Origin of the sequence: Sulfitobacter sp. EhC04, assembly GCF_001650875.1 — a bacterium.
Taxonomy (GTDB): Bacteria; Pseudomonadota; Alphaproteobacteria; order Rhodobacterales; family Rhodobacteraceae; genus Sulfitobacter.
This window is the reverse complement of record NZ_LXYI01000029.1, coordinates 1-25,562: the sequence shown is the minus strand read 5'-3', so window position 1 is coordinate 25,562 and position 25,562 is coordinate 1. Positions and strand designations below refer to the sequence as shown.

The window sequence follows — 25,562 nt, the reverse complement described above, 5'->3', positions numbered from 1 at the left end:
AAGGGCCAGCGCACTCAAGTCAGGCCGTGATCAGCGCCCCGGCCAATGCGCGGAAGAGCGCCACCCCGTCGGTGCCGCCATGGCCCGCGTCCGCCGCCCGCTCGGGGTGCGGCATCATGCCCAGCACCCTGCGGTTCGCAGACAGGATGCCGGCAATGTCCGCCTGCGCCCCGTTCGGGTTGTCGGTATAGGTAAAGGCCACGCGGTCATCGCCCTTCAACCGGGCAAGGGTGTCCGCATCGGCAAAATAATTGCCGTCGTGATGCGCAATCGGAATGTCGATCACGTCACCGGCGTTATAGCCTGCGGTGAAATCGCTGTCCGATGTCTCCACCTTCAGGCCCACGGTCTTGCAGATATATTTCAGCCCCGCATTGCGCAGCAGGGCCCCCGGCAGCAGCCCGGTTTCCGTCAGCACCTGAAAACCGTTGCAGATCCCCAGCACGTAACCGCCGCGCTCCGCATGGGCCTTGACCGCGCCACAGATCGGGGATTGCGCGGCAATGGCCCCGCAGCGCAGGTAATCGCCATAGGAGAACCCGCCGGGAATGCCGACCATGTCGATTCCCTCGGGCAGCGCGCTGTCCTTGTGCCAGACCATCTGAACCTCCGCCCCCGCAGCCCGCAAAGCCACGGCAAGATCGCGGTCGCAATTGGACCCCGGGAATACGACAACAGCAGCTTTCATGCCACGGACCTTTCTTTCAGCCATCGGCGCAAGCGCCTGTGCAAAATCAGTGCAGGGATCACAAGAACCAGCGCGATCACCGCGATGACCTGCGCCACGAACCAGTTATGCGCACCGGGCAGGATGATGTCGCCCTGCCTGTCGGGGAAATAGCGGATCGGACGGGTGCTGCCAATCTCGAAATCCCAATCGGGGTGACGCAATCCCGGCGTTGCCTCATGCGTCTGTCCTTGCGGGTCTGTATAGCGCATCAGGGGCGCGACCCCGCCGGTGTCATCCCAACGGTAAATGCGCACGACCTGCGCGTCGGCCTCGACGCTATGGGTCAGATCGTACCACGTCTGGGCAAAAAGCCAGACCGCAGCCAGCGCGAAAATGACCGGACAAAGCCAGATCAGCACCCAGACCCGCCAGCTGACCGCGCGGCCTGTCACATCGTTACGCCACAAATAGGGGCGGCTCACGCCGGAACTACCCGATATCCACCGCGTAGGATTCGATCACCGTATTGGCCAGCAGTTTTTCGCACATCGCCGTCACATCAGCCTCGGTGGTGCCCTCGGCCAGGTCCAGTTCGATCACCTTGCCCTGGCGCACCCCGTTGACCCCGTCAAAGCCAAGCGCGCCAAGCGCATGACGCACTGCTTCGCCCTGGGGGTCCAGGACCCCGTTCTTCAACATCACATGCACGCGTGCTTTCATGGCGCGTCCCCTCGCTTCTTTATGCCAAAAATACTCAAGCGCCCCGCCCGCCTCTGTCCCGCCCGCCTCAGTTGATGAGGGTCGGTTTGGAAATCGGCGTGGAGGACTTGGGCATCACACCCAACCGGCGCGCCACTTCGGTATAGGCGTCGGTGAGTGAACCAAGGTCACGGCGGAACACGTCCTTGTCCAGCTTCTGACCAGTCTCGATGTCCCACAACCGGCAACTGTCCGGGCTGATCTCGTCTGCGATGATCAGGCGCTGGAAATCGCCGTCATAGACGCGGCCGATCTCGATCTTGAAATCCACCAGCTTGATCCCGACCGCCATCATCACGCCACTGAGGAAATCGTTCACCCGCAGCGCAAGGCTCAGGATATCGTCCATGTCCTGCTGGCTGGCCCAGCCAAAGGCCGCGATATGTTCCTCGGTGACCAGCGGATCGCCCAGCTTGTCGTCCTTGTAGCAATATTCGACGATCGGACGCGGCAGTTGCAGCCCCTCCTCGATCCCCAGCCGCTTGGCCATCGACCCGGCGGCGAAGTTGCGCACAATCACTTCCAGCGGGATGATCTCGCACTGGCGCACCAGTTGTTCGCGCATGTTCAGCCGCTTGATGAAATGCGTCGGCACCCCGATCTGGTTCAACCCGGTCATGAAAAATTCGCTCAGGCGGTTGTTCAACACGCCCTTGCCCTCGATCACGTCCTTCTTCTGCGCGTTGAAGGCGGTGGCGTCATCCTTGAAATACTGCACGATGGTGCCGGGTTCCGGACCTTCGTAGAGGATTTTCGCTTTGCCTTCGTAAATCTTGGTGCGCCGGGCCATGGGCGTCCTTTCCGCAAGGGGGCCAGCCGGGAGAAAAGATGCAAGGCCCGTTTGCGCTCCTCTTAGTCTATGGGTGCGCGCACCGCAAGCACGCCTTGGGCCGGTTTTCCCTTGCGTCCGCCCGCCCCTGCACCCACATCTATGGTCAGACAGATATTGCCAGGGAGAACCCGATGACCACGATGAAAGACCGCGAGAACGCCTTTGAGAACAAATACGCCCATGACGCTGAAATGCAGTTCAAGGCCGAGGCGCGGCGCAACAAGCTGCTGGGTCTCTGGGCTGCCGACCTGCTGGGCAAGACCGGCGATGCGGCAACGGAATATGCCCGTGAGGTGATCAAGTCGGATTTCGAGGAAGCGGGCGACGAAGACGTCTTTCGCAAGGTCTCGGGCGATCTGGGCGACAAGGCGGATGAGGCCACGATCCGCGCCAAGATGTCCGCCCTGATGACCGAGGCAAAGGCCCAGATCCTGAGCGAGATCGACTGAGATCTGAGACCCGGCGCGAAGGGCCTCCGCAAAGGCCCGCCTTCCGCAACAATTCAACGCGTCTTTCATTCAAATGGAAGGCGCGTTTTTGCGTTTCATGGCCACAGCTTAACCTTTTGACCGCTCCCGCCCCCTATTGTCGCTGCGCATGGGTGATACGGGGGACAGCAAACCATGGCAAATATCGCAGCCGCATCGCGGCATCTGGCGCGGGGCGCGCGTTTTCTGGGGCCTTTGGCCCTCACGGCGGGCTGTCTGTGGCTGGTCCATCAGCAGGTCGGCCAAAACATGCCCACCGCCCTGCCCGCCAGCCTGACTGGCGGCGGGTTCAACATCTTTCTGGCACTTGGCTGTGTCGCGGTCAGCTTCTGGGCCATGGGACGATACGACGGGTTGTCGCACCGCCATTTCGGCACCGGGGTGCCGCCAGCGGTCGCCCGGCGCAGTGGCGTGATCGCCATTGCACTGGCCCAGACCCTCGGCTTTGGGGTGGTCACCGGCGCGCTGGTGCGCCATCGCCTGCTGCCCGGTCTGGGGGTCGGGCGCGCGTTGCAACTGTCGGTCTTTGTCTCGCTCAGTTTTCTGGCCGCCTGGCTCTGGATCACCGCGCTGGCCTGCACCGTCCTGCCCGCGCCGGGCCGGACCATATTGCCTGCCGCCATCGCGCTGCCCCTGCTGCCGCTTTGTTCCGGTCTGCTGGCCTTTGGCCCGCGCCTGCGTCTGGCGCGGTGGTGGCCCAGCCTGCCGACGCTGCGGGCCCAGGGTGCCATCGTGCTTTGGGCCGCTTTGGACATGCTGGCAGCGGCGCTGGTGCTTTACCTGCTGGTCCCGGCAGGCACAGTCGGCTTCGCCCTCTTCCTGCCGGTGTTCCTGCTGGCCTTTGGTGCCGGGCTGCTGTCGGGCGCGCCGGGTGGGGTTGGCCCGTTTGAGCTGGTCCTGCTCAGCCTGCTGCCTGCTGTCCCGGATGCGGCGCTGATTGCTGCGATCATGGGATACCGCGCACTGTATTACGCGCTGCCTGCGGTGATTGGCGCGCTGGCCCTGATCCGGCCCCTGTCGCTGAAGGTTCCGGCACCGCCCGCGCCAATCCCCCATGGCGAAGGGCGCGCGGAACTGGGTCTGTTGCGGCAGAACGGTGGCCAGGTGGAACAGCTTGGCGGCAGTGCAATGGCGCTTTGGCGCAGTGGTCAGGCGCTGGTTGTGCTGCCCGGCGCCGCACCGCTGACCACGCCCGCCGCCCTGACCGCCTTGCGGGGCCACGCGCGGTGGGAGAACCGGCTGGCCTGTCTTTACAAATGCACCGCACGGGAGGCGGCATTTGCCCGGTCGCAGGGCTGGCAGGTCCTGCGCATCGCTGAGGAGGCATTGCTGAACCCGCAGACCTTTGATCTGGACCAACCGGCCCGCAGAGGATTGCGCCGCAAGCTGCGTCAGGCGGAAAAATCCGGGGTGCGGGTGATGCCCGCCACGCCATTGCCGCTGTCCCGGATGGCCGCAGTTGATGCCTGCTGGCAGCGCCGGAACGGCCCGGCACGCGGCGGCACCATGGGGCGGTACTGCCCCGACTACATCGCGGGTCAGCAGGTTTTTCTGGCCTGGCACGGCGAGAGGCTGATCGGGTTTGCCACCTTTCACGCGGGCGCGCGGGACATGGCGCTGGACCTGATGCGCCTGTCGGCAGATGCCCCGGACGGCACGATGCAGGCGCTGGTAACCGCCGCGCTGGAGGCGGGTCGTGCGGCGGGCAGGACCGGGTTCAGCCTGGCTGCCGTGCCGGATATACCGGCGCTGAAACATCGCCTGTCGGCCCCACTGCGCGCGCGTCTGCTGGCGCGGACCGGAGCGGCGGGGCTGCGGCAGTTCAAATCCGGCTTCGCCCCGCGCTGGTCGCCCCGCTATGTCGCGGCACCGAGCCGCATCGCGCTGGCGCTTTGCCTTGCCGATATCGCACGCGAAGTCCACCATCCGCCAGACCCGGCGCCGGGCACCCGGTTTGAGGTTCATGAAGGTGATGAAGAATATGAACTTGCCCCAAGGCGGGCTGCGTGAAATAGGCAAAGGACCACGCGCGGAGTATAGCTGATGTCAAATCCATTCACCGATCTTCTGGCCGAAAAAGGCTTTCTGCTGGCCGACGGGGCCACCGGGACCAACCTGTTCAACATGGGGCTGATGTCTGGCGACGCGCCCGAGATGTGGAATGTTGACGAGCCGCAGAACATCATCAAGCTGTACAAGGGCGCGGTGGACAGTGGCAGCGACCTGTTCCTGACCAACAGCTTTGGGGCCAATGCCTCGCGCCTGAAACTGCATGGCGCGGAAAAGCGGGTGCATGAGCTGGCCCGCGTCTCTGCCGAACTGGCGCGCGAGGTGGCTGACACCGCCGGGCGCAAGGTGATCGTGGCAGGCTCGGTCGGGCCAACCGGCGAGATCATGGAGCCGGTCGGCACCCTGAGCCATGCATCGGCCGTCGAGATGTTTCACGAGGCCGCCGATGGATTGAAGGCCGGTGGGGTCGATATCGGCTGGCTGGAAACGATCAGCGCGCCGGAAGAATACAAGGCCGCCGCCGAAGGTTTTGCACTGGCCGGTCTGGACTGGTGCGGCACGATGAGTTTCGACACGGCGGGCCGGACCATGATGGGCGTCACCTCCGAGGCGATGGTCGATATGGTGCATGGGTTGGACAACCGGCCCATGGCCTATGGCGCGAATTGCGGCACCGGGGCATCGGACCTTTTGCGCACGGTGCTGGGCTTTGCTGCCAAGGGCGGCACATTGCCGATCATCTCCAAGGGCAATGCGGGTATTCCGAAGTATCACGACGGTCATATCCACTATGACGGCACGCCGGAACTGATGGGCAAATACGCGGTGATGGCGCGCAACTGCGGGGCCACGATCATCGGCGGCTGCTGTGGCACCATGCCGGAGCACCTGGTGGCCATGCGCGCGGCACTGGACAGCCAGCCCAAGGGCGACGCCCCGACACTGGAAGAGATCGCCGCCACATTGGGTGATTTTTCCTCGGCAAGCGACGGCACCGACGGCCAGGGCCCGGTACGCGCCCCACGCAAGGGCCGCCGCAGGGGCTGACCCCGGCAGCCACCGGGCGGCAGAACTGGCAGGCGGGTAACCCATGGGTTACCCAACACATTGTTAATACACATTTCTATTCCGTTAACGCTGCGCACGGGACAGCCAGCCAAGGGCTGCCGTCCCTTGCATGTTTCGACATGGGGGGCTTACGACGGTTCATGGCCCATCGCCTGCCTTCCGCAATGAAGCGAGGCGGCCAGCGCCTCATGCAACAACGGGCTCCATTCGATCCGTCGCCGCAAGGCGCGCGAAAGCTCGGTGAGCGGGACCTTGCGGTCTTTCACCCAGGCCCGGTATCAAGCCGAAGGCGCCGGTCGTCTCTTACCACCCTTGTCGGTTATCACTGCACATGGACGATCAATTTGGTGTTGCGCAGGCCGGACTCTTTAGGCCCTACTGCGCCCCGCCTTAAACTTGAATCGCCAATACCCTGCCGCGCTGCGCGCTCTCGGGACATTGGCGATGGGGTATGCTTCAGGTTAAAGGCGGGACGCTGTAGAACAACGACATCTGCGCGGTTTCCTTGTGCGGCGGATGAAACAGGTCGCAGCGCATCGGGTTGGCGCGCAGTTTGAGGCCCAGACGTTTCACCGCCACATTGAACCGCTGCGCCACCATCTCGGCATAGGGTCCCTCGCCGCGCATCCTTCGGTGCCAGGTGGCATCGTATTCGCGGCCGCCATGCATCTCGCGCAGGCGCGCCATGATGCGCCCTGCCCGGTCCGGGAAATGCTGCGCCAGCCAGTCCTGCACCAGCGGAGAGACCTCACGCGGCAGGCGCAGCATGATCCAGCTTGCATGGCGCGCGCCTGCATCCCTGCCCGCCCGCAGGATGTTTTCCAGTTCCGGATCGGTCAGCGCCGGGATCATCGGCGAGGCCATGATCCGCACCGGAATCCCCGCCCCGGCCAGCGACCGGATCACCTGCAACCGCCGCCGGGGCGCGGGGGCGCGCGGCTCCATCAACCGGCTGAGTTTTGCGTCCAGCGTGGTCACCGAGATGCCGACCCGCACCAGCCCGCGCCGCGCCATGTCGCCCAGAATGTCGATGTCGCGCTCGATCAGCGCGCCCTTGGTCACGATGGCCACCGGATGCCCGGCATCCGACAGCACCCGCAGGCAGGCGCGCATGATCTCATGCTCCCGTTCGATCGGCTGATAGGGGTCGGTATTGGTGCCGATGGCAATCGGGGCCACCTTGTAGGATCTGGCGGCCAGCTCCCTCTTGAGCACCTGGGGCGCATCGGGGCGCGCCACCAGCCGGGTTTCGAAATCCAGCCCCGGCGACAGGCCGAGATAGGCGTGGCTGGGCCGTGCAAAACAATAGACGCAGCCATGTTCGCAGCCCCGGTAGGGGTTGATCGACCGGTCAAAGGGCAGATCCGGCGAGGCGTTGTAGGAAATCAGGCTGCGCGGCACCTCGATTGCGGTCTGGGTGCGCAGCACCGGCAGGTCTGTTTCCGGCGTCCAGCCGTCATCGACCTGCACCCTTTCGTGCCGCTCGAACCGCCCGGCATGGTTGCTGCCCGCCGCGCGTCCGACCACTTTGAAACGACGATCTTCGTTATCCATACCTGACACTAGAACAAACACGGAACACCGGCAATCGAAATAGATCGCATTCAAGACGCCAGCGCCTTGTCCCCTGGGGTGAAAAAAGCGTAGTCTCAACCGAATGGCGTCGCGCTTTACGCGGTCCATGTCGCAATTCGCTCTTCTGACTGCGGGAATTCGTGACATGTAGGCGAAAGCGCACCGCAGCTGCACAGACGGCAGAAGGAACCACCATGTCTGACGATGAAGAAATCATCCTCTCCGAACTCGATGACGAAGAGCTTGTACAGCAGATGTTCGACGACCTTTACGACGGTCTCAAGGAAGAGATCGAAGAGGGTGTGAATATCCTGCTGGAACGCAAGTGGGAGCCCTATGATGTCCTGACCAAGGCGCTTGTCGGGGGCATGACCATCGTGGGCGCGGATTTCCGCGACGGCATCCTGTTTGTGCCCGAAGTGCTGCTGGCCGCCAATGCGATGAAGGGCGGCATGGCCATCCTGAAGCCGCTGCTGGCCGAAACCGGCGCGCCGACCATCGGCAAGATGGTGATCGGCACGGTGAAGGGCGACATTCACGACATCGGCAAGAACCTTGTCGGCATGATGATGGAAGGTGCGGGATTCGAGATTGTCGATCTGGGCATCAACAACCCGGTGGAAAACTATCTTGAGGCGCTGGATCGCGAGGGTGCTGACATCCTTGGCATGTCGGCACTGCTGACCACCACGATGCCCTATATGAAGGTGGTCATCGACACGATGATCGAACAGGGCATTCGCGACGATTACATCATTCTTGTGGGCGGCGCGCCGCTGAACGAGGAATTCGGCAAGGCCATCGGCGCTGACGCCTATTGCCGCGATGCCGCTGTGGCGGTGGAAACCGCCAAGGACTGGATGCACCGCAAGCACAACCGGGCCGCGTCGGCCTGACCTCCCTGCCCTGCGGCAGTGAACAACAAGGGCCCCCGAAGCGGTTTCGGGGGTCTTTTTGCATCCGGGAGAGCTGCCCCTTGTTACTGGTCCTGCCTGCACGGGGCTTTTATATGGGCTGACAGGTCTTATCTTGGGGATGAAAGAGAGGTCCCATGCCCTTCAAGCACCTTGTCCTGCTCCTTGCCGTGGTAATTGCCGCTGCTGCGGTCACCATCTGGCTGGGAATGCGGGCCGCCTCGGCTTTCAGCCTGCCACAATCCGCAATGGCGCTGGTGCCACTGGCCTTGCTGGCCATTGTGCTGGTCCGGTTGCTGCGCGGCCGAACCAGACAGAAATAGGTTCAGGCCCTGCCGCGTGTCAGCCAGACCATCACAGCCACCATGACCACGCCATAAAGGACATGGCCCACCAGTGCGACCCATGTGATTCCGGTGAAGTTCAGGAAAAACGGCAGGCCCGCAATCGCTGTGATCCCGCCGATGGCAAAGACCCAGAGGCCAAATCCGTAGACTGCCGCAGGTATGAACCAATGGATGCCCGAGCCGATGACACGGTTCCAGACGGGCCTGAAAATGAACAGCCAACCGACCGGATAGCCAACCAGACCCACCAGATAGAAATGCATGAAATAGCCCGCAAAATCACCATTTGGCAGCCCCAGCGCGCCAAACAGGCTCTTGGCCAGCCCGTGTGGCGACAGGTTGGCAAAACCCACACCGGGGCTGATCACCTGCCCCCAGAGATCAAAGGCCATCGTTGCGAAAAACCCCGAAATGAACATCAGCCCCAGCGTGGCTGTGTTCACACCCACCTTGTTTGAATATACCGTCATTTCGTTCCATCCTTGTGAGAAATGTCGTATCTGTTCCATACACATAGGTGGCGTGCGTGCTATCTTGCAATGAATGTCATCTGCCCACACGGATTGGTTAGAATTGTGACACCCCCCACCGCCCCCCGGCCAGACCCCGAAAAGCTGACCGAAGAAGGCCTGCCACTGGAGCATCGCAAGGGCCGCATCCTGCTGATTGCCTGCGGTGCCCTGGCGCGGGAGATTCTCGACCTCAAGGCGGCCAACGGCTGGACCCATCTGGATCTGACCTGCCTGCCCGCCAAGTATCACCTTTACCCGGACAAGATCACAGACGCCGTGCGCGAGGCTGTCGCCAAACACCGCGACACCTATGACGATATCTTTGTGGTCTATGCCGATTGTGGCACCGGGGGGCATTTGCAGGCCGCCTGCGACGAGTTGGGGGTGCAGATGGTTGCCGGCCCGCATTGCTACAGTTTTTACGAAGGCAACGACGCCTTTGCCGCCAAGGCGGATGAGGAATTCACCAGCTTCTATCTGACCGATTTTCTGGTGCGCCAGTTCGATGCCTTTATCATGAAACCCATGGGGCTTGACCGGCATCCGGAGCTGCGGGACATGTATTTCGGCAATTACGAAAAGCTGGTGTATCAGGCCCAGACCGACGATCCGGAATTGACGGAGAAGGCCCGCGCCTGCGCCGAGGTTCTGGGGCTGGCGTTCGAGCGGCGCTATACCGGCTATGGCGATCTGAAAACGGCGCTGGCGGGTCTTTAGGCCCCGAACCCCGGCAGGCCATCAGGCGCAGGCCGGGGGGGCACCTTTGGGGCAGGCACAATGCCGATAGCACAGCGGCGCTGTTCCCCTCACACCGTCTGGGCGGCGGTTTCCCTGATCCGTTCAATCATCGCGCGCAGCCCGTTGGAGCGTTGTGCCGACAGGTGATCGTTCAGACCCAGCCGCCCCATTTCGGCCCGCGCATCGACCGCGACGACGTCCGCCGGGGTCAGCCCGTTGTAGAGCACCCGCAGCACCGCGATCAGGCCCGAGACGATCATCGCATCGCTGGCCCCGTCGAAATGCAGCGTGCCATCGTCGAACTGCGCATGCAGCCAGACCTGACTGGCGCACCCGTCCACCTTGGTCGCAGGCACGCGCAGGGCTTCCTCAAGCGGGTCCATCGCCTTGCCCAGGTCGATGACATGGCGATACCGGTCTTCCCAGTCGTCCAGAAATTCGAAATCCTCGACAAGTTCTTCGAAAGCGGCGGTGGCCATAGATCGGGGTCCTTTGTAACTGCGCGTGTTGTCAGAGGTAAGCAGCGCCTTGGCAAAGGTCCACCCCCTTCCCAAGGACCGGGGAATAGGCTAGTCAAAGATCAAGAAAACACCCGAGGCGGCACCATGCGCAAGACCCTGACCGTTCTGGCGGTCCTCACACTCACACTTTCGGCCTGTGGGGCGATCCGCGAAAGCCGGGTCAACCCGTTCAACTGGTTTGGCCAGTCCCGGTCCGTGGCAACCGCTGCCGCGCCCGAACAGACCAATCCGCTGATCCCGCGACGCGGCGGGTTCTTTTCGCGGGCCGGCAAGGAAGAGGTGGCTTATCTGGGCCGTCCTTTTGAACAGGTGACCGATCTGACGGTGGAGCGTATTCCCGGCGGTGCGATCATCCGCGCCACGGGGCTGGCCGCGCGTCAGGGCATCTATGCGGTGCAACTGACCCCCGAGAATGACGAGCAGGAGCCGGTGGACGGTGTTCTGACCTACCGGCTTGAGGGTGTGCGGCCCGACAAGAACACGCCGGTCGGGACAAAACCGACCCGTGAAGTCACCGCAGGGCGCAAATTGACCGACCAGCAGCTGCGCAATGTTCGGGTGATCCGGGTCGAAGGCGCGCTGAACGCGCAGGAAACCCGCCGCCGCTGACTGACAGGCCAGCGGAAGCGATATTTTTCAAACCGTTACACTGTGATCTTGATGTGCGCTGCCGCTCAGACGGCGGCGGTCACGATGATCTCGACGGTGAAATCGGCGCGGGCCAGCTTGGCCTCGCCGCAGGCGCGGGTCGGGGCCTGGCCTGCTGGCACCCAGGCGTCCCAGACGCCGTTCATCTCTTCGAAATCGCCCATGTCAGCCAGCCAGATGACCGCCTGCAGGATGCGGGACTTGTCCGATCCGACCTCGGCCAGCAGCTTGTCGATACTGTCGAGGCAATCCTGGGTCTGCTGTGCAACGCTGGCACCGGGCGTGCCGACCTGACCGGCAAGGTAGACCGTGCCATTATGGGTGACGATCTGGCTCATCCGGGCGTTGGTGTGGTGACGGGTGATATTCGACATTCTGTTCTCCTGCAAAGGGTTGGGGGTTAAACCTCAACCGCACTTAGACCTCAGGTGCTGTCAGACCTCAACAACGATTACGTCATTGCCCCTGGCCGTCAGCGCAATCTCTCCGTCGCACAGGCGCAGGGCGTCATTGCCAAAGACCTCGCGCCGCCAACCGGCAAGGGCCGGCACATCGCGCAGGCCTGCGGCGATTCCGTCAAGGTCCGCGGCAGGCGCGATCAGCTTGGCCGCGACGCCTGCCTGTTCGGTCTTGGCCTTGAGCAGCACGCGCAAAAGGTCGGCAAGCGCGGGGTTCACCTGCAACTTGTCGCGGCTGCGGTCGGGTTGCGGCAGATCTTCGGATTTGCAGGCGATGCCCGCCTTGACCGCCGCGAGGATACCATCGGCAATATCGCCCCGCCGCCCCTCGCGCAGCAACAGACGCGCGCGGCCAAGCTCTTCGGCATTGGCGGGCTTCAGGCTGGCCAGTTCGATCAGCGCATCGTCCTTGTAGACCCGGTTGCGCGGCACGTTGCGGGTTTGGGCATATTCCTCGCGGAAGGCGGCGAGTTCGCGCAGGATCGCCAGAAATTTGGGCGAGGATGTCCGGGTTTTCACCCGTTTCCAGGCATCTTGGGGTGCGGTGATATAGGTGGCCGGGTTGGTCAGGATTTCCAGTTCTTCCGCAACCCAACGGGCACGACCGCTTTCTTCAAGCTTGTCGCGCAGGAATTCGTAGATCTGGCGCAGGAAGGTGACATCGGCCAGCGCGTATTTCTTTTGCGCGTCGGTCAGGGGCCTGCGCGACCAGTCGGTAAAGCGCGAAGTCTTGTCCACACCGGCGTGGCAGATCTTGCGCACCAGCGTCTCATAGCCGACCTGTTCACCAAATCCGCAGACCATCGCGGCAACCTGGGTGTCGAACAGCGGTTCGGGAAAGACCTGCGCATCGACAAAGAAGATTTCGAGATCCTGCCGCGCGGCATGGAACACCTTGACCACCGAAGTGTCGCGAAAAAGATCATAGAGCGGGTCAAGTTCGATGCCATCGGCCAGCGGGTCCACCAGCACGGCCTTGCTGTCATCGGTGCCCGGCATCGCCAATTGCACAAGGCAGAGTTTGGAATAATAGGTGCGTTCGCGCAAAAATTCCGTGTCTACAGTGACATAGGGGTGATTGGCGGCTTCTGAGCAAAAGGCGGCAAGTTCGGCGGTGGTGGTGATCGTTTTCATGAATTCACTTCGTGACTGCTGGTTTGATCACAGCTACAGCAAGTCCGGCACCTTTGCCAGTCACCCCTTGAGGGTGATCTGTTCGCGGTCCCCGGCGGCGAAACGGCGCAGCACGGCGGGGTAAAGCCGGTGTTCGAGGGTCAGCACCCGTGCGGCCAAAGTCTCTGGCGTGTCATCCGGGGTGACGTTCAGGCGGGCCTGCCCCAGGATCGGACCATCATCCAGTGCGGCGGTGACTTCGTGCACCGTGCAGCCGTGCTGCGCATCCCCGGCCTCAAGCGCGCGGGCATGGGTGTGCAACCCCTTGTATTTGGGCAGCAGCGAGGGGTGGATGTTGATCATCCGACCGGCCCAGGCATCGGTAAAACCCGCTGTCAGCTTGCGCATGAAACCGGCAAGGCAGATGATATCGGGCGCATGCGGGGCCAGCGCCGCCGTCACTGCCGCCTCGAAGGCGGCGCGGTCGGGGCCAAAGGGCCGGTGATCGACCACAACTGTCGCAATCCCCTGCCCCTGCGCCCAGGCGATGCAACCCGCCTCGGCGTTGTTCGACAGCACCACGGCGGGCCGCGCGGGGTGGTCGCCCGTCATGTCCGCCACCAGCGCGCGCATGTTGGAGCCGCCGCCGGAGGCAAAGATCGCAACGCCTTTTGTCACAACAGGCTGCCCCTGTAGGCCACGCCGCTGCCTTCGGTGATGCGCCCGATCTCGATCGCTGCATGGCCGTCCGTGGCAAAGGCCGCCTTGGCGGTGTCGACCTGATCCGGGGAGACCACGGCGATCATGCCGATGCCGGAATTGAAGGTCTTGAGCAGCTCGGCCTCGGCCATGCCGCCCTGTGCCGCCAGCCATTTGAACACCGGGGGAAGTTCCCATGCGCCCAGGTCAATCTCGGCGCCAAGGTTTTCGGGCAGCACGCGGGGCAGGTTTTCGGTCAGCCCGCCGCCGGTGATATGGGCCAGCGCCTGCACGCAATCGCCGCGCAGGGCGGCCACAGCACCCTTGACATAAAGCCGCGTGGGCGTCAGCAGCGCCGCACCCAGCGTGCCGTCACCCCAGGGGCAGGAATCATCCCATCCCAGGCCGCTCAGCTCCACGATTCTGCGCACCAGCGAATAGCCGTTGGAGTGGACCCCGTCGCTGGGCAGCCCCAGCAGCACATCGCCCTCGGTGACCGCGCGGGGCAATTCGGTGCCCCGCTCCATCGCGCCTACGGCAAAACCCGCCAGGTCGAAATCGCCCGCGTGGTACATGCCGGGCATCTCTGCCGTTTCGCCCCCGATCAGCGCAGAGCCCGAGGCGGCACAGCCTGCTGCAATGCCTTCGATGATGCGGGTGGCCTGATCAAGCTCCAGCTTGCCGGTGGCGAAATAGTCGAGGAAAAACAGCGGCTCCGCCCCTTGGCAGACCAGATCGTTGACGCACATGGCAACCAGGTCGATGCCGATGCTGTCCACATTGCCGGTGTCGATGGCGATGCGCAGCTTGGTGCCCACGCCATCCGTGGCCGCGACCAGCACCGGGTCGGTGAACCCCGCCCCCTTGAGGTCAAAGAGCGCGCCGAACCCGCCCAGCCCCGACATGACGCCGGGCCGCGCGGTGCGTTTTGCCGCCGGTTTGATCCGTTCGACCAGCGTATTGCCGGCGTCGATGTCCACGCCTGCATCGGCGTAGGTGATCCCGTTTTGTGGTGATGACATGGCATGGCCCCCGGCGCAGTGATCCCGTTCGCGCCGGGGTTAGTGCATCGCCGCCTTTTGCGCAACGGTAAGCCTTGACGAAAGCGCGCCCCGCGCATACCCAAGCGCCCATGGCGGGCCTGTAGCTCAATTGGTTAGAGCAGAGCGCTCATAACGCTTTGGTTGCGGGTTCAAGTCCTGCCGGGCCTACCATACCTGCCTTTCATACCCGCCATTTTCAGGCTCACGGATCGGATGCAGCACGCAGAGCCGCCGATAAGGTGATTTGCGTGGAACGGCAGCGACGGGCCAAAATTGTGCCACGTTCCGCTGTTACCGTTCATCCGGTTAACGATTGACAGATGGTTTTAATGAAATTCGGACTTGTCGTGTGTGTGTGTGGGCTTGGCATTCTGGTTGCGATGGCGGCTGGCAGCCTCGGGGTGTTCGCAACCGGGTCCGGCGATTTCAATTTCCCTGCCTCGGACGGTAAAGGCACGTTGGGCTATCGCTGCGATGACACGGAAACCACCAAGATATCGGAGGAAAGCGCCCGCGCCGCCCATGCGCTCTTCGAGCCGGCTCTACAGGAGACCGCCCGCGTACAGGCCAAGGCGATGGTTGTCGCCATGTCGCCAGATAGTGTTTCCGTCGAAGTACTTACCATGTTGGAGGACTTGATCGCTGAAGCCGATGCGCGGCGAAAGGAAGTACACCGGGAGATACAGAAAAAGTTCGGTTGCGTTTACAGGGGCAGCAGCTAGGGCCTGTATCTTCAAGCGGCTTGAACCGTCCCATTCTGCCGTGATCTGCAAAGCGCATTCACGATTGTCACAAGCTTTCTTGCGACGGCGGTGATTATCACTTTATGTGGTTTTCCGGCGTCGCGAAGGCAATCTGTGCGCTGGCCGCGACCGCGCGCGGGTCCAGAATCACCGGTGCCAACGCGCCCGCCATGGCCGCGCCCGATGCCGCTTTGCCGAGGGTGAGCAGACACCGGGATGCATGGAGTCGTTCTGGTCCGCCCCCTCGTTGCGCGGGGCCAGCTGCGAAAACACGGGGTCAGCGTGCTTCCAGAACCTCGATTCGGCGGATCAGGGAGGCAATCAGCGCATCCTGCTTTTCGGCTTTGTTCCGTTGCGTGGCAATCGTGACGTCCTGGGCTGCCGCATGTTCTTCCTGCTCCAGCGTATACAGTGTCAGTTCCTCCACCTTTTTCAGAAGCGTCATCTGCATTGCGGTCATGTCCAGCCCATTGGCCTTGATGTCAGCTTCTGACGGCACCTCGGGCAGATGGCTGTTGGTGTCGATGAAGGCGCGCACCTCGGCCAGGGGGCGCAGGGCGTAATCCTCGGCAAAGACATAATCCGGCACGTTCATGTCGGTGTTGTTCACCACCAATGTGCCGGTCACCACTACCTCGTCCGGTTTGCCGTTGCGGCCCAGTTTCAGCAGGTTGTTATCGGCGGCATTGTCGATCTTGAGTGGGGTGTTGCCGCCCGCGATGCCGATGTTCAGGCGGCCCGAGTCCTGCTGGTTGCGGAATTCCCAGGTGGTGGGGGTCACCCCGTTCTGGCGCAGCAGGAACGCGGCATCAGACCCGGCACCCGCCGCATCGAACAGGGCGAAGGCATCGGTGTCTTCCGCCACGGTCACGATGTGCAGTTTTTCTTCCGGCGCGTTGGTGCCCAGCCCGACATTGCCGAGGGGAGAGACATAAAAGCTGTTCTCGGGCGCGTCGCCCCGGATGCGAAACGGGCGCTGGTTGGTGTTATCAACACGCCGTATGGCAAATTCAAAGGAACTCGACTCGATATTCCAGTCGCTTGGCGTGAACCCACCCGATCCGTTGCTGGTCAGCCGGATGGAAGGGACGTTGTCAGCCGTACTGACATGCAGATTTGCCTGCGGAATACGTGTGCCAATGCCAAGCCCCGCTTCCGGAACGGCCACGGTCCCCACATTCGACACAGCCAAAGTGTTGTCGGGCGCATCCCCCCAGATCCGGAAAGGCGCGGAATCCGCGTCGACATTGCGGATGACAAGGAAATCCGAACCGCCAGAGCCGATGTCATTGGCCTTGATCTCCCAATCGGTGGTGGGAAAGCTGCCACCAGTGCTGGTGTCTTCAAGAAGGATGCTGATCGCAGCCTGTTTGATCTTCAGGTCGGTGCCGCCGAACACCTCGCCGCTTGCGCAGCCGAGACCAATGCAGGCGGCACCGTCCACCACCAGGTCATCGTGTATCAGTTCCTCGCCCGTGGCCGGTCCGGCCAGTGAGATCGTCGAAATGGTCGCCAGCAAAGCTGCGCTAAAGTGAAAATTGGTCATGGTTCAATTGTCCCTCAGTTGGAAATTTCAGTCGCGCTATCGGCGCTTTAGTCCCGGGCGTGCCTTGAATATTCCTTTTGGCCCGGAAGAGGTGATTTTCTGCTGCGCAAAATAGTGCAGCCAGCGCCTGCGGTTGACGTCAGTTGGCGCGGGCTGGCAGGCATTCCCGTGATGCGCAAAGGATACGGTGGCCCGGAGGCCAGGGTCCAGATCGCGGGAAATATTACCTCGCCGGATTGTTCTGTCAAATTCCGACGCGTCCCTATCTTGTGGAACCCGCCTCCAACGCCGCTTCCAGCCGGGCGGTGCGGTCCTCCTGTTGCAATATATAGAGTGTCAGTTCTTCGATCTTTTTCAGCTGCACGATCTGATCATCGGCAACCACGTTGTCGGCAGCGGCCGTGCCCGCCCAAAGCAGAGCGGCGGTGGCAAGCGCATTGATGGATAGGGTTTTGAGCATGATAAATCCTTTGGTTCGAATAAAATTGATAATGGCTGCCGGGGCGCGCTGACGCGTCGTTTCGGCAGGTGGCATGTGGATAGCGGATAACCGCACAGTTCCCCGTAGCTGTCAAATTAGGGCCGGTTTTCCTGACCCGGTGCACCACCGGGGCCTGTGCCTTACCGCGCGATCACGATATCCGCGCGCAAACCGCCCAGCCGCGACGATTCTCCCAGCCGCAGCACGCCGCCATGGGCGCGGGCGATGTCCGTGGCAATCGCCAGACCCAGCCCCACGCCGCTGCCCTTGTCCTGATTGCGCGCGGGATCAAGGCGGCTGAAGGGTTTGACCGCCTCCACCCGCTGCGCTTCGGGAATGCCGGGGCCGTCGTCCTCCACCCGGATGCGCAGGGTCTTGTCGCTGAGCATCACGGAAACCTCGGCGCGGGCGCCATAACGCACTGCGTTGGACACAAGGTTGTCCACCGCGCGCCGGATCGCGATGCGCCGCAGCTTGACCGTGCCGGTGCCGTCGCCCTCGGGCGGCAGCAATGTCACGTCGCGCCCTGCCCGTCTGGCGTCCTCCACCACTTCCGCCATCAGGACATGGGGGTCCACCCGCTCCGGCTCGCCCTCTGCCGCGCCCTTGGCGAAGTTCAGGAATTCATCCAGCATCCGCTGCATGTCCTCCACGTCCTGCAAAAGTGCCGCCGCTTCGTCGTCCTCCAGCATCGACAGGCCCAGCCGCATCCGGGTCAGCGGCGTGCGCAGGTCGTGGCTGACCCCGGACAGCATCAGCGTGCGCTGTTCCATCTGCCGTTCGATCCGGGCGCGCATGTCGATGAAAGCATTGCCCGCCGCGCGGATTTCGACCGCGCCGGAGGGGCTGTAGGGTTCGTGGCGACCCCGGCCAAAGGCCTCTGCCGCGCGGGCCAGCCGTTTGATCGGGCGCAGTTGGTTGCGCAGGTAGATCGAGGCGATCAGGCTGAGCACCACGCCGAAAAAGACCGTATAGACAAACAGTTGGTGCGGGTTCGCCGCCGAGATGCGCCGCCGGTCAAAGCGCAGCTTCAGCGGCCCCTTGCCGGTCTGAAGGTAGAGATCGACCAGCCCGCCATCGCTCAGGTCAACCGCCCGGTATTCTGGCAGACGTGCCGCCAGACGCCGCGCCAGCACCCGGCCCGAATAATCATACCACAGGTAGCTGTTGGCGGCGGGCACAGCCTCTGCCGGCACCGGTGTCACCTCGATGGCCAGCCGGCCCAGACTCTGTTGAACCGCTGCGGCAACATCGTCCCGCGCCGGGGCCTCCGCCACCACCTCCAGCACCTGCGCCAATTCGCGCAGGACCGTATCGGTCATCTGGTTGGTGACCCCTTCGAAATGCCGCTGGGCAAAGATCACCACCACCACAAGCTGCAACAGCACCACCGGCAACAGCAGGATCAGCGCAGCGCGCCCATAGATGCCACGCGGCACATAGCGTTTGAGCCAGACAAAGAACATGGCTAGACCTTAGCCAGCGCCCGACCGGCGCGAAAGCCGAAATGAAAGGTCCCGCCGATGCTGCCACCCGATGATTTCAATCCGCCCGTCGGCGTGGCGCAGGCGCTGCAGCCGGGACTGCGGCGCATTGTGGCCCCCAACCCCTCGCCGATGACCTATCGCGGCACCAATACCTATCTGTTGGGCACCCGTGGCATTGCGGTGATCGACCCCGGCCCGGCCAACCCGGCGCATCTGGAGGCGATCCTGGCGGCGCTGGCGCCCGGTCAGCAGGTCAGCCATATCATCGTGACCCACAGCCACCTTGACCACTCCCCCCTTGCCCGCCCGCTGGCAGAGCGGACCGGCGCGCCGGTGCTGGCATTCGGCGGGCCGATGGCGGGGCGCTCGGCGATCATGGAACAATTGGCCCGCACCACCCCGATGGGCGGCGGCGAGGGGATCGACCACAGCTTTGCCCCGGACATCACCCTGGCGGACGGCGAGACCATCACCGGCGCGGATTGGTCGCTGGAGGTGCTGCACACGCCGGGGCATCTGGGAAATCACCTGTGTCTGGGCTGGGGCGATGCCTGTTTCACCGCCGATCACGTGATGGGCTGGGCCTCGTCGCTGGTGTCGCCCCCCGATGGCGACCTGACCGACTTCATGGCCTCCTGCGCGCGGCTGGCGGCGCGGGACTGGCGGGTGTTCTACCCCGGCCACGGCGCCGCGGTCGACGCGCCACATGCGCGGCTGGACTGGCTGGTCAGCCACCGCCTGTCGCGTGAGGCGGCGATCGTGCAGGCCCTGTCGGACGGCCCCACCGATGCCGCCACCCTCGCCGCCCGCGTCTATGCCGACACCCCCGCCGCCCTGCTGCCCGCCGCCACCCGCAATGTGCTGGCGCATCTTGTTGATCTCACTCAGAAATCAAAGGTGGAGCCGCTGGAAGATTTGCAGGCCGACGCCCGTTTTCGCCTGCGCTGACCGGGGAGACGGAAAAATCACGTTTTTGCGCCTTTCCCCTCTGGACGTGGAAAAATGCCACTGCTATATGCCCCAGACCGTTCCGGCGTAGCTCAGCGGTAGAGCAGTTGACTGTTAATCAATTGGTCGTAGGTTCGATCCCTACCGCCGGAGCCATAAAAAGCCCTTAAGTCTCAACGACTTGAGGGCTTTTTTGGTTTTTGGGCTGGCATGATTTTACCCTCGGGACATAATCTGGCGAGTCCCCCCCTCAGGCCTCCAGTTCCGCATCCCAGTACAGGAAATCCATCCAGCTTTCATGCAGATGGCCGGGTGGGAATTTGCGACCCATGTTGCGCAGTTCTTCTGCGCCGGGCTGGCGCGGGGGTTTGCGCAGGGACAGGCCGGTCTGGTGCAGCGCCTTGGCCCCCTTGCGCAGGTTGCAGGGCGAACAGGCCGCCACCACGTTCTGCCATGAGGTCACCCCGCCACTGGCGCGCGGCACCACATGGTCAAAGGTCAGATCGCCCCGCGCGCCGCAGTACTGGCAGCGGAATTCATCCCTCAGAAATAAATTAAAGCGCGTGAAGGCCACGCGCTTTTGAGGTTTTACATAATCTTTCAGCACGACAACCGAAGGAATCCTGATCTCGGTCGAGGGGCTTCGGACAACTTCGTCGTATTCGGCAACGATGTCGACCCGGTCCAGCCACTTGGCCTTGATCGCCTCCTGCCAGGGCCACAGCGACAGCGGATAGTAACTCAGCGGTCGGTAATCGGCATTCAGTACCAGCGCGGGCCTGTGTTTCAGCCCCGCCGGCTGCCTGGTAAATTCGGTCCTGAAATCGCCGTCCATGTCCGGTATCGTCCCCTGCCCGTTTTATCTGACTATATCTCGTGGTTTAGCTCTGGCAAGCCCAAGCGTGGCACAAGATGTCGCGGACAGAAGTAGCCCCGAAACGTGACAGTTTTATAACCGTTTCAAAGCCCCAGCTTGTCGCGCATGAAGGCCAGCGCCACGCTCAGCCCGTCGGGCGCAATGCCGTGGCCGGTGCCTTTCATCACATGGGCATAGACATCCTGCCAGCCTGCCTCCTGAAGCGCCTCTGCCGCCTGCGGCAGGGATTGCGGTGGCACCACGTCATCGGCGTCGCCATGCACCAGCAGCACCGGCGGGCGCACCACGGCCTCGTCCTTCAGCGCCTCGGGCGACAGCAACCGCCCGGAAAAGGCGACGATTCCGGCCACTTCATCCTCGCGGCGGGGGGCGACGTGCAGGGCCATCATCGTCCCCTGGGAAAAGCCGAAGAGCACGACCTGCTCGGGCAGCACGTCCTCGTCCACCATCAGCGCATCGAGGAACGCGTTCAGATCGGCCACCGCCTGCATCATCCCGCGCTCTGATTCCTCCTCGGAAGAGCCGTCGATCCAGGGGATCGGGAACCACTGGTGGCCATTGGGCATCCCCGCCACCATCTCCGGCGCATCGGGGGCGACAAAAAGCGTGTCCGGCAGGTGTTCGCCCAGCGGATCGGCCAGCCCCAGCAGATCGGCCCCGTTCGCCCCGTAGCCATGCAGGAAGACCACAATGGATCGTGTGTCCCCCGATTTCGGCGCGCGGCGCTCTGCGTTCAATACCCGTGTCATCCCAACCCTTCCCTGTTCTTCAGCATCCGGTAGTAGGCAAATAGCGCGCGGGCCGCAACCGACCGCCAGGGCGACCAATCCTGTGCAATCGCGGCCAATTGTTCCGCCGTGGGGCGTGCGGGCAGGTCAAACACCACCCGCGCGGCCTCTTGCAGGGCCAGATCGCCGGGGGCAAAGCCATCCGCCCGGCCCATTGCGAACATCACATAGATTTGCGCGGTCCAGGGACCGATGCCTTTTTGGGCAATCAGCACCGCTTCGGCCTCGGCATTTGTCATGTTCGCCAGCGCGTGAAAGTCAATGTCGGCATGGGCCAGGGCGCTGACATAGCGCGCTTTCGGGCGGCTCAGCCCCGCGGCGGTCAGGGCTGCCTCATCCACGGCCCTTATGGCGGCGGCGTCGTTCAGCCCCGCTGCCGCCAGCCGCGCGCGGATCGCATTGGCGGAGGCCACGCTGACCTGCTGGCTGACGATGATCTCCATCAGCGCGGCAAACCCCGGTGGTTTCAGCCGCAGCGGCAAGGGCCCGGTGGCCGCCAGCACCGGGGCAAAGCGCGGCTCGCGCGTGACGAGCCATGCGGCGCCCTGTTGCAGGTCCCCTGCGCTGCGGATGATGCCGCCCGCGCCGGTCACAGGGCCGCCACCCAATCCAGCACCGCGTCAATGTCGCCAAGCACCTCTGCCCCCTCGGGCAGCCTTGGCCGCGCAATCAGGATCACCGGCAGGCCAAGGGCTTTGGCCGCGTCCAGCTTGGGGCGGCTGGGGCGTCCGCCCAGGTTTCGGCAGATCAGCAGGTCCACATCCAGATCGCGGAACAGCGCCGCTTCCTGTGCTGCATCAAAGGGCGGGTCGCCAAACACCAGTTCAACAAAATCATAGGGCGGCACCCTGTCATGCCGTGTGGTCTGGCGCAGCAGCAGGCGCGCGCCGGGAAACCCGGCGTAATCCGGCAGGCTGGCCCAGCCGGTTGCCGAGAACACCCGCATGTCGGGCCCGATCAGCGGCAGGGCTGCGGCCACATCCGACACCTCGTGCCAGTTTGCCGCTTCCAGCCCCCAGCCGGGGCGCGTCAGGCTGACAAAGGGCAGCGCCGCGATCCCGGCGGCGGCATGTCCGACCCGGCTCATTTGCCCGTCAAACCCGTGGCTTGCGTCGATCACGGCGTCGTAGCCGACCATTTGACCCGCCAGCGTTGCCGCATCGTCAAAGGTGGTCAGGCGGCAGGGCACCGGCATCGGATCGGGGCCGCGCGGTGGCTCTGACACCAGAGCCTGCACGTCCACGCCCCGCGCCTGCAAGGTCACGGCGATGCGGCGCGCCTCTGCACTGCCCGCAAGAAGGAGGATTCTGCACGTCATCCGCCGACATTAGCCACCGGCCCTGCGGTGGCAAGGGGGGCGCATCGCGCATCTCCGGCGCGTCAGGGGTGGTGTGAGGCCTGTCAATGGACGGCGGCACGGCGTTGACTGTTGAACGTAAGATGACTTTGACCGTTACGTCAACAACTGACGCAATTCATTGAAAACGTCATAGCTGACCTTGGTACAGATCGCAGCGGATGGCGGCTCCGAGCCTAAACCTCCAGTTTTCTGCATCGCAGTGAACGTCAGCTTTGGCCGGAGTGGCGCGAATACTTTTCAGACAGCTTCGCGCCACAAGACACCGGTGCTTAGTCCTCGACAGAGGCTTTTAGCTCCACATTGAAGGTTTGATACATCGGCAACAACTGAGCCACAAAGTTCGCCGCATAGGGGTTGTCGACGATCTCGTCCGATTGGACAAACAGAGTCTGATCACCACAGGCTTCAACGCGGTAGAGATGATTGTCGTGACCGCCGCCAATGTCTTCGGAGAACGGGTCGGACCAACCGAATGATTGGCCATCTTCATAGATAAGCGTGTGAGGTATCTCCATCAAATTGGGTTCACCGTTCTCATCGGTGCCAAAGATAAAGGTGATGGTCACGCTGCCGCCGTCTTGGATGTCACCGGTCATGCCTTGCAATGTACTGGTGCTCCAGTTCGCCATATTGTCAAAGTCGGTCAGGGTCGCCCAGACATCCTCCGGGGCAGCATTAATAAGCACCGATGTGTCGACTGTCGCATGCGTTGGGCTGAGTTGCGCGATGCTGCCGCTCATCAAGCGTGCATCGCAGGACGTATCTGCCGCCAAAGGTGCGCTGAACGCGATTGCAAGCAATGAGGCGGCAAGTGCTGTTGATGTGAAGGGAAATGAACTGTGCATGGTGATTCCAATCGAGATTATGTTTCGGTTACGGAAAGGTTGGATGAAGGCGTGGCTACTTGCTGGGATCGCCTGATGCCCAGGCCACGCCATCACCGCGATCCATGGTCGCCATCTGCGCCATGTCTGCGTCGTCGATGGTGAAAGAAAACAGATCCAGGTTTTGAGCCATCCGTTCGGGGTTCAGACTTTTGGGCAGGACGGCATAGCCATTCTGTACGCCCCATCGCAGCAAAAGCTGGGCCTCAGACACGCCGTACTTCTGCGCCATGCCTTTGAAGGCTGCGCCGTCCGCCTTCATGTCATCCGTCTTGGCACTGTCTTGACCGGGCTCTGTGCGCCAAGTGGAGAGCGGGACAAGGCTGCTATAGGCAATCGGTGCGATGTTGTGCCGGGCCATATGGGCAAGCAGGCCGGGTTTCTGGGACCAAGGATGCAATTCGATCTGGTTGGCATCTGGCATCGGCAGGCCAGCGGCGCTGATCTCATCAAGATGGCCTTCGTTGAAGTTGCTCACGCCAATGGAACGGGCCTTGCCAATGGCTTGCAACTCCAGCAAGGCGCGCCATTGTTCCAGCCGCATGTCGCCGCCGTAAGGCGCGTGGATTAGATAAAGGTCAACATAATCCAACCCCAGACGTGACAGGCTTGCGTCGCATTCCTCAGGGGTTTGCGCACCGGTTTTGGGCGCGTCGCCCCATGCGGGGTTTCCGGGCCAAAGCTTGGCCGTAACGAACAGATCAGCGCGTGATAACCCTTCGGCCTGCAACCCTTTCCTGATCCCGGCGCCAACCGTTTCCTCGTTGTGATAGCCCGAAGCGGTGTCGATATGCCTGTAGCCTGCGGCGATTGCCGAACTGATTGCGGTTTCAGCATCGTCGTTCGAGATAAGATATGTACCGAACCCGACTGCGGGGATCGAGGTGTCAGCGTTGAGGGCGAAGGTGGTTTGTGGTCCAGACATGCAGTGCTCCATTCATGCATCTTGTTGATTGGAAGCTATGTGCGTGGCGACGATCCGTCCTGCCAATTTCTCCGGTATTTCTGCCAATTCCTCCGAATGGTTGGGAAATTGCGTGATCTCACGGAACACTCCTGATAAGGATTGGTAGAGGAGACGTCGATGATGTTTGAGAGATTGCAACACCTGTCAGCAGAGCTTTCAGTCCGCGAAATAGCAGGTTCTGGCAGAATTCTGCCCGCTGCGCATATATTTCAACGCGACGAAATTACAGCGTTCGAAGCTGTCGTCTATAACCCTGTGATTTGTCTGATCCTACAGGGACGAAAAGAAATGAACGTCGGCAAGCAATGCGTTGAACTTGGCGAAGGGGATGCGCTTTTGGTCAGCCATGACTTGCCTGTGACGTCGAAAATCACACAAGCCAGTGCCGACGCCCCTTACCGCGCACTTATCCTGTCATTGGATTTAAGTATTTTGCGCAGCCTTTATGAACAGGTCGGCGAAGCGGTGTCTGACGCGCATGATGCAAGGTCACTCTCGGCGAGTGTCGCTGATCCCGCATGGGTCGATCCAATACTGCGCTATCTGGAATTGAAGGATGCGCCCCTGGACGTGAAGGTCCTCGGCCCGATGATCTTGAGAGAAATCCACTACCGTCTTTTGCTGTCGCCGATTGGCGGCATGTTGCGGAACCTGTTGTCGGTCGATAGCCATGCCAGCCGTATCGCCAAATCCATCCAACAGATCAGGACGAATTTTCGAGAGCCGTTGGTCGTGGGTGAACTGGCCGAGGTGGCCGGAATGAGCCAGTCGTCGTTTCACGAGCACTTCAAGTCTGTGACTGGCACAACGCCGTTGCAGTATCAAAAAGATCTTCGAATGATCGAGGCACGCGCTCTTTTGGAGCGCGGTGTCCCTTCTGTATCCGTTGCCGGATTTGAAGTCGGCTATGAGAGCTCTACGCATTTCAGTCGCGACTACTCCCGCAAATTTGGTTGCTCCCCCAAACACCACCTTGCGCGGGCATCATAGCTTACCTCTGCAGTGAGCAAAGCAGACATTCAAAAAGAATAGGTCAACGGCAACAAAGTCCAAGGTTTGTGGCTGCTGTCAGCGGGAGCTGCAGCG

At 62.5% G+C, this 25,562-nt stretch carries 30 protein-coding genes and 2 tRNA genes; 12 read left to right on the top strand and 20 right to left on the bottom strand.

The features are described from left to right. Positions 1-19: 19 nt before the first annotated feature. The 4 genes from purQ to purC all read right to left on the bottom strand — a co-directional run bounded on the left by purQ (position 20) and on the right by purC (position 2,219). A complete protein-coding gene (gene purQ / locus A8B82_RS13450; RefSeq protein WP_067293228.1) occupies positions 20-688 on the bottom strand; it encodes a phosphoribosylformylglycinamidine synthase subunit PurQ in 669 nt (222 codons plus the stop codon). Continuing rightward, complete coding sequence (locus tag A8B82_RS13445) at positions 685-1,152, bottom strand: hypothetical protein (protein ID WP_067293226.1); 468 nt, start codon at positions 1,150-1,152, stop codon at positions 685-687. The genes purQ and A8B82_RS13445 overlap by 4 nt, the downstream gene beginning before the upstream one ends. 7 nt (positions 1,153-1,159) lie before the next feature. Continuing rightward, on the bottom strand, positions 1,160-1,390 hold the full coding sequence (gene purS / locus A8B82_RS13440) for a phosphoribosylformylglycinamidine synthase subunit PurS (RefSeq protein ID WP_067293223.1): 231 nt from the start codon (positions 1,388-1,390) through the stop codon (positions 1,160-1,162). A gap of 67 nt (positions 1,391-1,457) precedes the next feature. Next, a complete protein-coding gene (gene purC / locus A8B82_RS13435) occupies positions 1,458-2,219 on the bottom strand; it encodes a phosphoribosylaminoimidazolesuccinocarboxamide synthase (protein ID WP_067293220.1) in 762 nt (253 codons plus the stop codon). Positions 2,220-2,392: 173 nt separating this feature from the next. Here purC and A8B82_RS13430 point away from each other — a divergent pair, with 173 nt between their 5' ends. From A8B82_RS13430 to bmt, 3 genes are all read left to right on the top strand, one after another. Then, positions 2,393-2,710: a DUF1476 domain-containing protein gene (locus A8B82_RS13430; protein WP_067293363.1), complete on the top strand. Its 318-nt coding sequence runs from the start codon at positions 2,393-2,395 to the stop codon at positions 2,708-2,710. A 174-nt stretch (positions 2,711-2,884) separates the two neighbouring features. Further along, a complete protein-coding gene (locus tag A8B82_RS13425) occupies positions 2,885-4,759 on the top strand; it encodes a phosphatidylglycerol lysyltransferase domain-containing protein (RefSeq protein ID WP_067293218.1) in 1,875 nt (624 codons plus the stop codon). Positions 4,760-4,792: 33 nt separating this feature from the next. Then, on the top strand, positions 4,793-5,806 hold the full coding sequence (bmt, locus tag A8B82_RS13420) for a betaine--homocysteine S-methyltransferase (protein WP_067293215.1): 1,014 nt from the start codon (positions 4,793-4,795) through the stop codon (positions 5,804-5,806). Positions 5,807-6,283: 477 nt separating this feature from the next. Here the strand turns inward: bmt and A8B82_RS13415 are convergent, their stop codons facing one another. Continuing rightward, positions 6,284-7,381, bottom strand: coding sequence for a PA0069 family radical SAM protein (locus tag A8B82_RS13415; RefSeq protein ID WP_067293360.1), 1,098 nt, complete (start codon positions 7,379-7,381; stop codon positions 6,284-6,286). A gap of 215 nt (positions 7,382-7,596) precedes the next feature. On the opposite strand from A8B82_RS13415, the gene A8B82_RS13410 reads away from it, so the two are divergent. Together A8B82_RS13410 and A8B82_RS13405 are read left to right on the top strand one after the other, a co-directional pair. Further along, a complete protein-coding gene (locus A8B82_RS13410) occupies positions 7,597-8,298 on the top strand; it encodes a corrinoid protein (RefSeq protein WP_067293214.1) in 702 nt (233 codons plus the stop codon). 155 nt (positions 8,299-8,453) lie between these two features. Next, positions 8,454-8,639 carry a hypothetical protein gene (locus A8B82_RS13405; protein WP_067293211.1) on the top strand — a complete coding sequence of 62 codons (186 nt, stop codon included), beginning with the start codon at positions 8,454-8,456 and terminating at the stop codon, positions 8,637-8,639. 2 nt (positions 8,640-8,641) lie between these two features. Here the strand turns inward: A8B82_RS13405 and A8B82_RS13400 are convergent, their stop codons facing one another. Beyond that, complete coding sequence (locus tag A8B82_RS13400) at positions 8,642-9,133, bottom strand: hypothetical protein (RefSeq protein WP_067293209.1); 492 nt, start codon at positions 9,131-9,133, stop codon at positions 8,642-8,644. A 105-nt stretch (positions 9,134-9,238) separates the two neighbouring features. On the opposite strand from A8B82_RS13400, the gene A8B82_RS13395 reads away from it, so the two are divergent. Next, on the top strand, positions 9,239-9,892 hold the full coding sequence (locus A8B82_RS13395; protein ID WP_067293206.1) for a DUF1638 domain-containing protein: 654 nt from the start codon (positions 9,239-9,241) through the stop codon (positions 9,890-9,892). Between the two features lie 89 nt (positions 9,893-9,981). On the opposite strand, the gene A8B82_RS13390 is transcribed toward A8B82_RS13395, so the two are convergent. Beyond that, positions 9,982-10,392: a SufE family protein gene (locus A8B82_RS13390; RefSeq protein ID WP_067293204.1), complete on the bottom strand. Its 411-nt coding sequence runs from the start codon at positions 10,390-10,392 to the stop codon at positions 9,982-9,984. Between the two features lie 126 nt (positions 10,393-10,518). Between A8B82_RS13390 and A8B82_RS13385 the strand changes: the two genes are divergently transcribed. Next, positions 10,519-11,043, top strand: a complete 525-nt coding sequence (locus tag A8B82_RS13385) for a hypothetical protein (RefSeq protein WP_067293201.1) — start codon at positions 10,519-10,521, stop codon at positions 11,041-11,043. Between the two features lie 65 nt (positions 11,044-11,108). Here the strand turns inward: A8B82_RS13385 and A8B82_RS13380 are convergent, their stop codons facing one another. The 4 genes from A8B82_RS13380 to purM are packed head-to-tail and all read right to left on the bottom strand — an operon-like array spanning position 11,109 to position 14,374. Beyond that, positions 11,109-11,456: a RidA family protein gene (locus A8B82_RS13380; protein WP_067293199.1), complete on the bottom strand. Its 348-nt coding sequence runs from the start codon at positions 11,454-11,456 to the stop codon at positions 11,109-11,111. 60 nt (positions 11,457-11,516) lie between these two features. Next, entirely contained in the window at positions 11,517-12,674 is a 1,158-nt protein-coding gene (gene rnd / locus A8B82_RS13375; protein ID WP_067293196.1) for a ribonuclease D, read from the bottom strand. 60 nt (positions 12,675-12,734) lie between these two features. Further along, positions 12,735-13,331 (bottom strand): phosphoribosylglycinamide formyltransferase, encoded by a 597-nt coding sequence (purN, locus tag A8B82_RS13370; protein WP_067293193.1) that lies wholly within the window; start codon positions 13,329-13,331, stop codon positions 12,735-12,737. Next, complete coding sequence (gene purM / locus A8B82_RS13365) at positions 13,328-14,374, bottom strand: phosphoribosylformylglycinamidine cyclo-ligase (protein WP_067293189.1); 1,047 nt, start codon at positions 14,372-14,374, stop codon at positions 13,328-13,330. Before purM ends, purN begins: the two co-directional genes overlap by 4 nt. A gap of 115 nt (positions 14,375-14,489) precedes the next feature. On the opposite strand from purM, the gene A8B82_RS13360 reads away from it, so the two are divergent. Further along, positions 14,490-14,566 (top strand) — tRNA-Ile (locus tag A8B82_RS13360). Positions 14,567-14,724: 158 nt separating this feature from the next. Beyond that, entirely contained in the window at positions 14,725-15,117 is a 393-nt protein-coding gene (locus A8B82_RS13355) for a hypothetical protein (RefSeq protein ID WP_067293186.1), read from the top strand. Positions 15,118-15,415: 298 nt separating this feature from the next. Here the strand turns inward: A8B82_RS13355 and A8B82_RS13350 are convergent, their stop codons facing one another. The 3 genes from A8B82_RS13350 to A8B82_RS13340 form a co-directional block, all read right to left on the bottom strand. Beyond that, a complete protein-coding gene (locus A8B82_RS13350; protein WP_067293183.1) occupies positions 15,416-16,684 on the bottom strand; it encodes a hypothetical protein in 1,269 nt (422 codons plus the stop codon). A gap of 262 nt (positions 16,685-16,946) precedes the next feature. After that, complete coding sequence (locus tag A8B82_RS13345) at positions 16,947-17,144, bottom strand: hypothetical protein (protein ID WP_067293179.1); 198 nt, start codon at positions 17,142-17,144, stop codon at positions 16,947-16,949. A 161-nt stretch (positions 17,145-17,305) separates the two neighbouring features. Further along, the gene (locus A8B82_RS13340) at positions 17,306-18,631 is read right to left on the bottom strand and encodes an ATP-binding protein (protein ID WP_067293176.1); all 1,326 of its coding nucleotides are present in this window, start codon (positions 18,629-18,631) and stop codon (positions 17,306-17,308) included. Positions 18,632-18,688: 57 nt separating this feature from the next. Between A8B82_RS13340 and A8B82_RS13335 the strand changes: the two genes are divergently transcribed. Together A8B82_RS13335 and A8B82_RS13330 are read left to right on the top strand one after the other, a co-directional pair. Continuing rightward, positions 18,689-19,600 (top strand): MBL fold metallo-hydrolase, encoded by a 912-nt coding sequence (locus A8B82_RS13335; protein ID WP_067293173.1) that lies wholly within the window; start codon positions 18,689-18,691, stop codon positions 19,598-19,600. An 81-nt stretch (positions 19,601-19,681) separates the two neighbouring features. Beyond that, positions 19,682-19,756, top strand: a tRNA-Asn gene (locus A8B82_RS13330). Positions 19,757-19,850: 94 nt separating this feature from the next. Here A8B82_RS13330 and A8B82_RS13325 read toward each other — a convergent pair. The 6 genes from A8B82_RS13325 to A8B82_RS13295 form a co-directional block, all read right to left on the bottom strand. Further along, the gene (locus A8B82_RS13325) at positions 19,851-20,435 is read right to left on the bottom strand and encodes an HNH endonuclease (protein ID WP_067293170.1); all 585 of its coding nucleotides are present in this window, start codon (positions 20,433-20,435) and stop codon (positions 19,851-19,853) included. 125 nt (positions 20,436-20,560) lie between these two features. Next, the gene (locus tag A8B82_RS13320) at positions 20,561-21,226 is read right to left on the bottom strand and encodes an alpha/beta hydrolase (protein ID WP_067293167.1); all 666 of its coding nucleotides are present in this window, start codon (positions 21,224-21,226) and stop codon (positions 20,561-20,563) included. Then, on the bottom strand, positions 21,223-21,873 hold the full coding sequence (locus A8B82_RS13315; protein ID WP_082899307.1) for a DNA-3-methyladenine glycosylase family protein: 651 nt from the start codon (positions 21,871-21,873) through the stop codon (positions 21,223-21,225). The genes A8B82_RS13320 and A8B82_RS13315 overlap by 4 nt, the downstream gene beginning before the upstream one ends. Beyond that, the gene (locus A8B82_RS13310; protein WP_067293165.1) at positions 21,855-22,583 is read right to left on the bottom strand and encodes a precorrin-6A/cobalt-precorrin-6A reductase; all 729 of its coding nucleotides are present in this window, start codon (positions 22,581-22,583) and stop codon (positions 21,855-21,857) included. The genes A8B82_RS13315 and A8B82_RS13310 overlap by 19 nt, the downstream gene beginning before the upstream one ends. A 311-nt stretch (positions 22,584-22,894) precedes the next feature. Further along, positions 22,895-23,470 carry an SRPBCC family protein gene (locus A8B82_RS13305; RefSeq protein WP_161489462.1) on the bottom strand — a complete coding sequence of 192 codons (576 nt, stop codon included), beginning with the start codon at positions 23,468-23,470 and terminating at the stop codon, positions 22,895-22,897. Positions 23,471-23,525: 55 nt separating this feature from the next. Further along, complete coding sequence (locus A8B82_RS13295; RefSeq protein WP_067293156.1) at positions 23,526-24,434, bottom strand: aldo/keto reductase; 909 nt, start codon at positions 24,432-24,434, stop codon at positions 23,526-23,528. Between the two features lie 159 nt (positions 24,435-24,593). On the opposite strand from A8B82_RS13295, the gene A8B82_RS13290 reads away from it, so the two are divergent. Next, a complete protein-coding gene (locus tag A8B82_RS13290) occupies positions 24,594-25,466 on the top strand; it encodes an AraC family transcriptional regulator (protein WP_067293153.1) in 873 nt (290 codons plus the stop codon). Positions 25,467-25,562 lie beyond the last annotated feature (96 nt).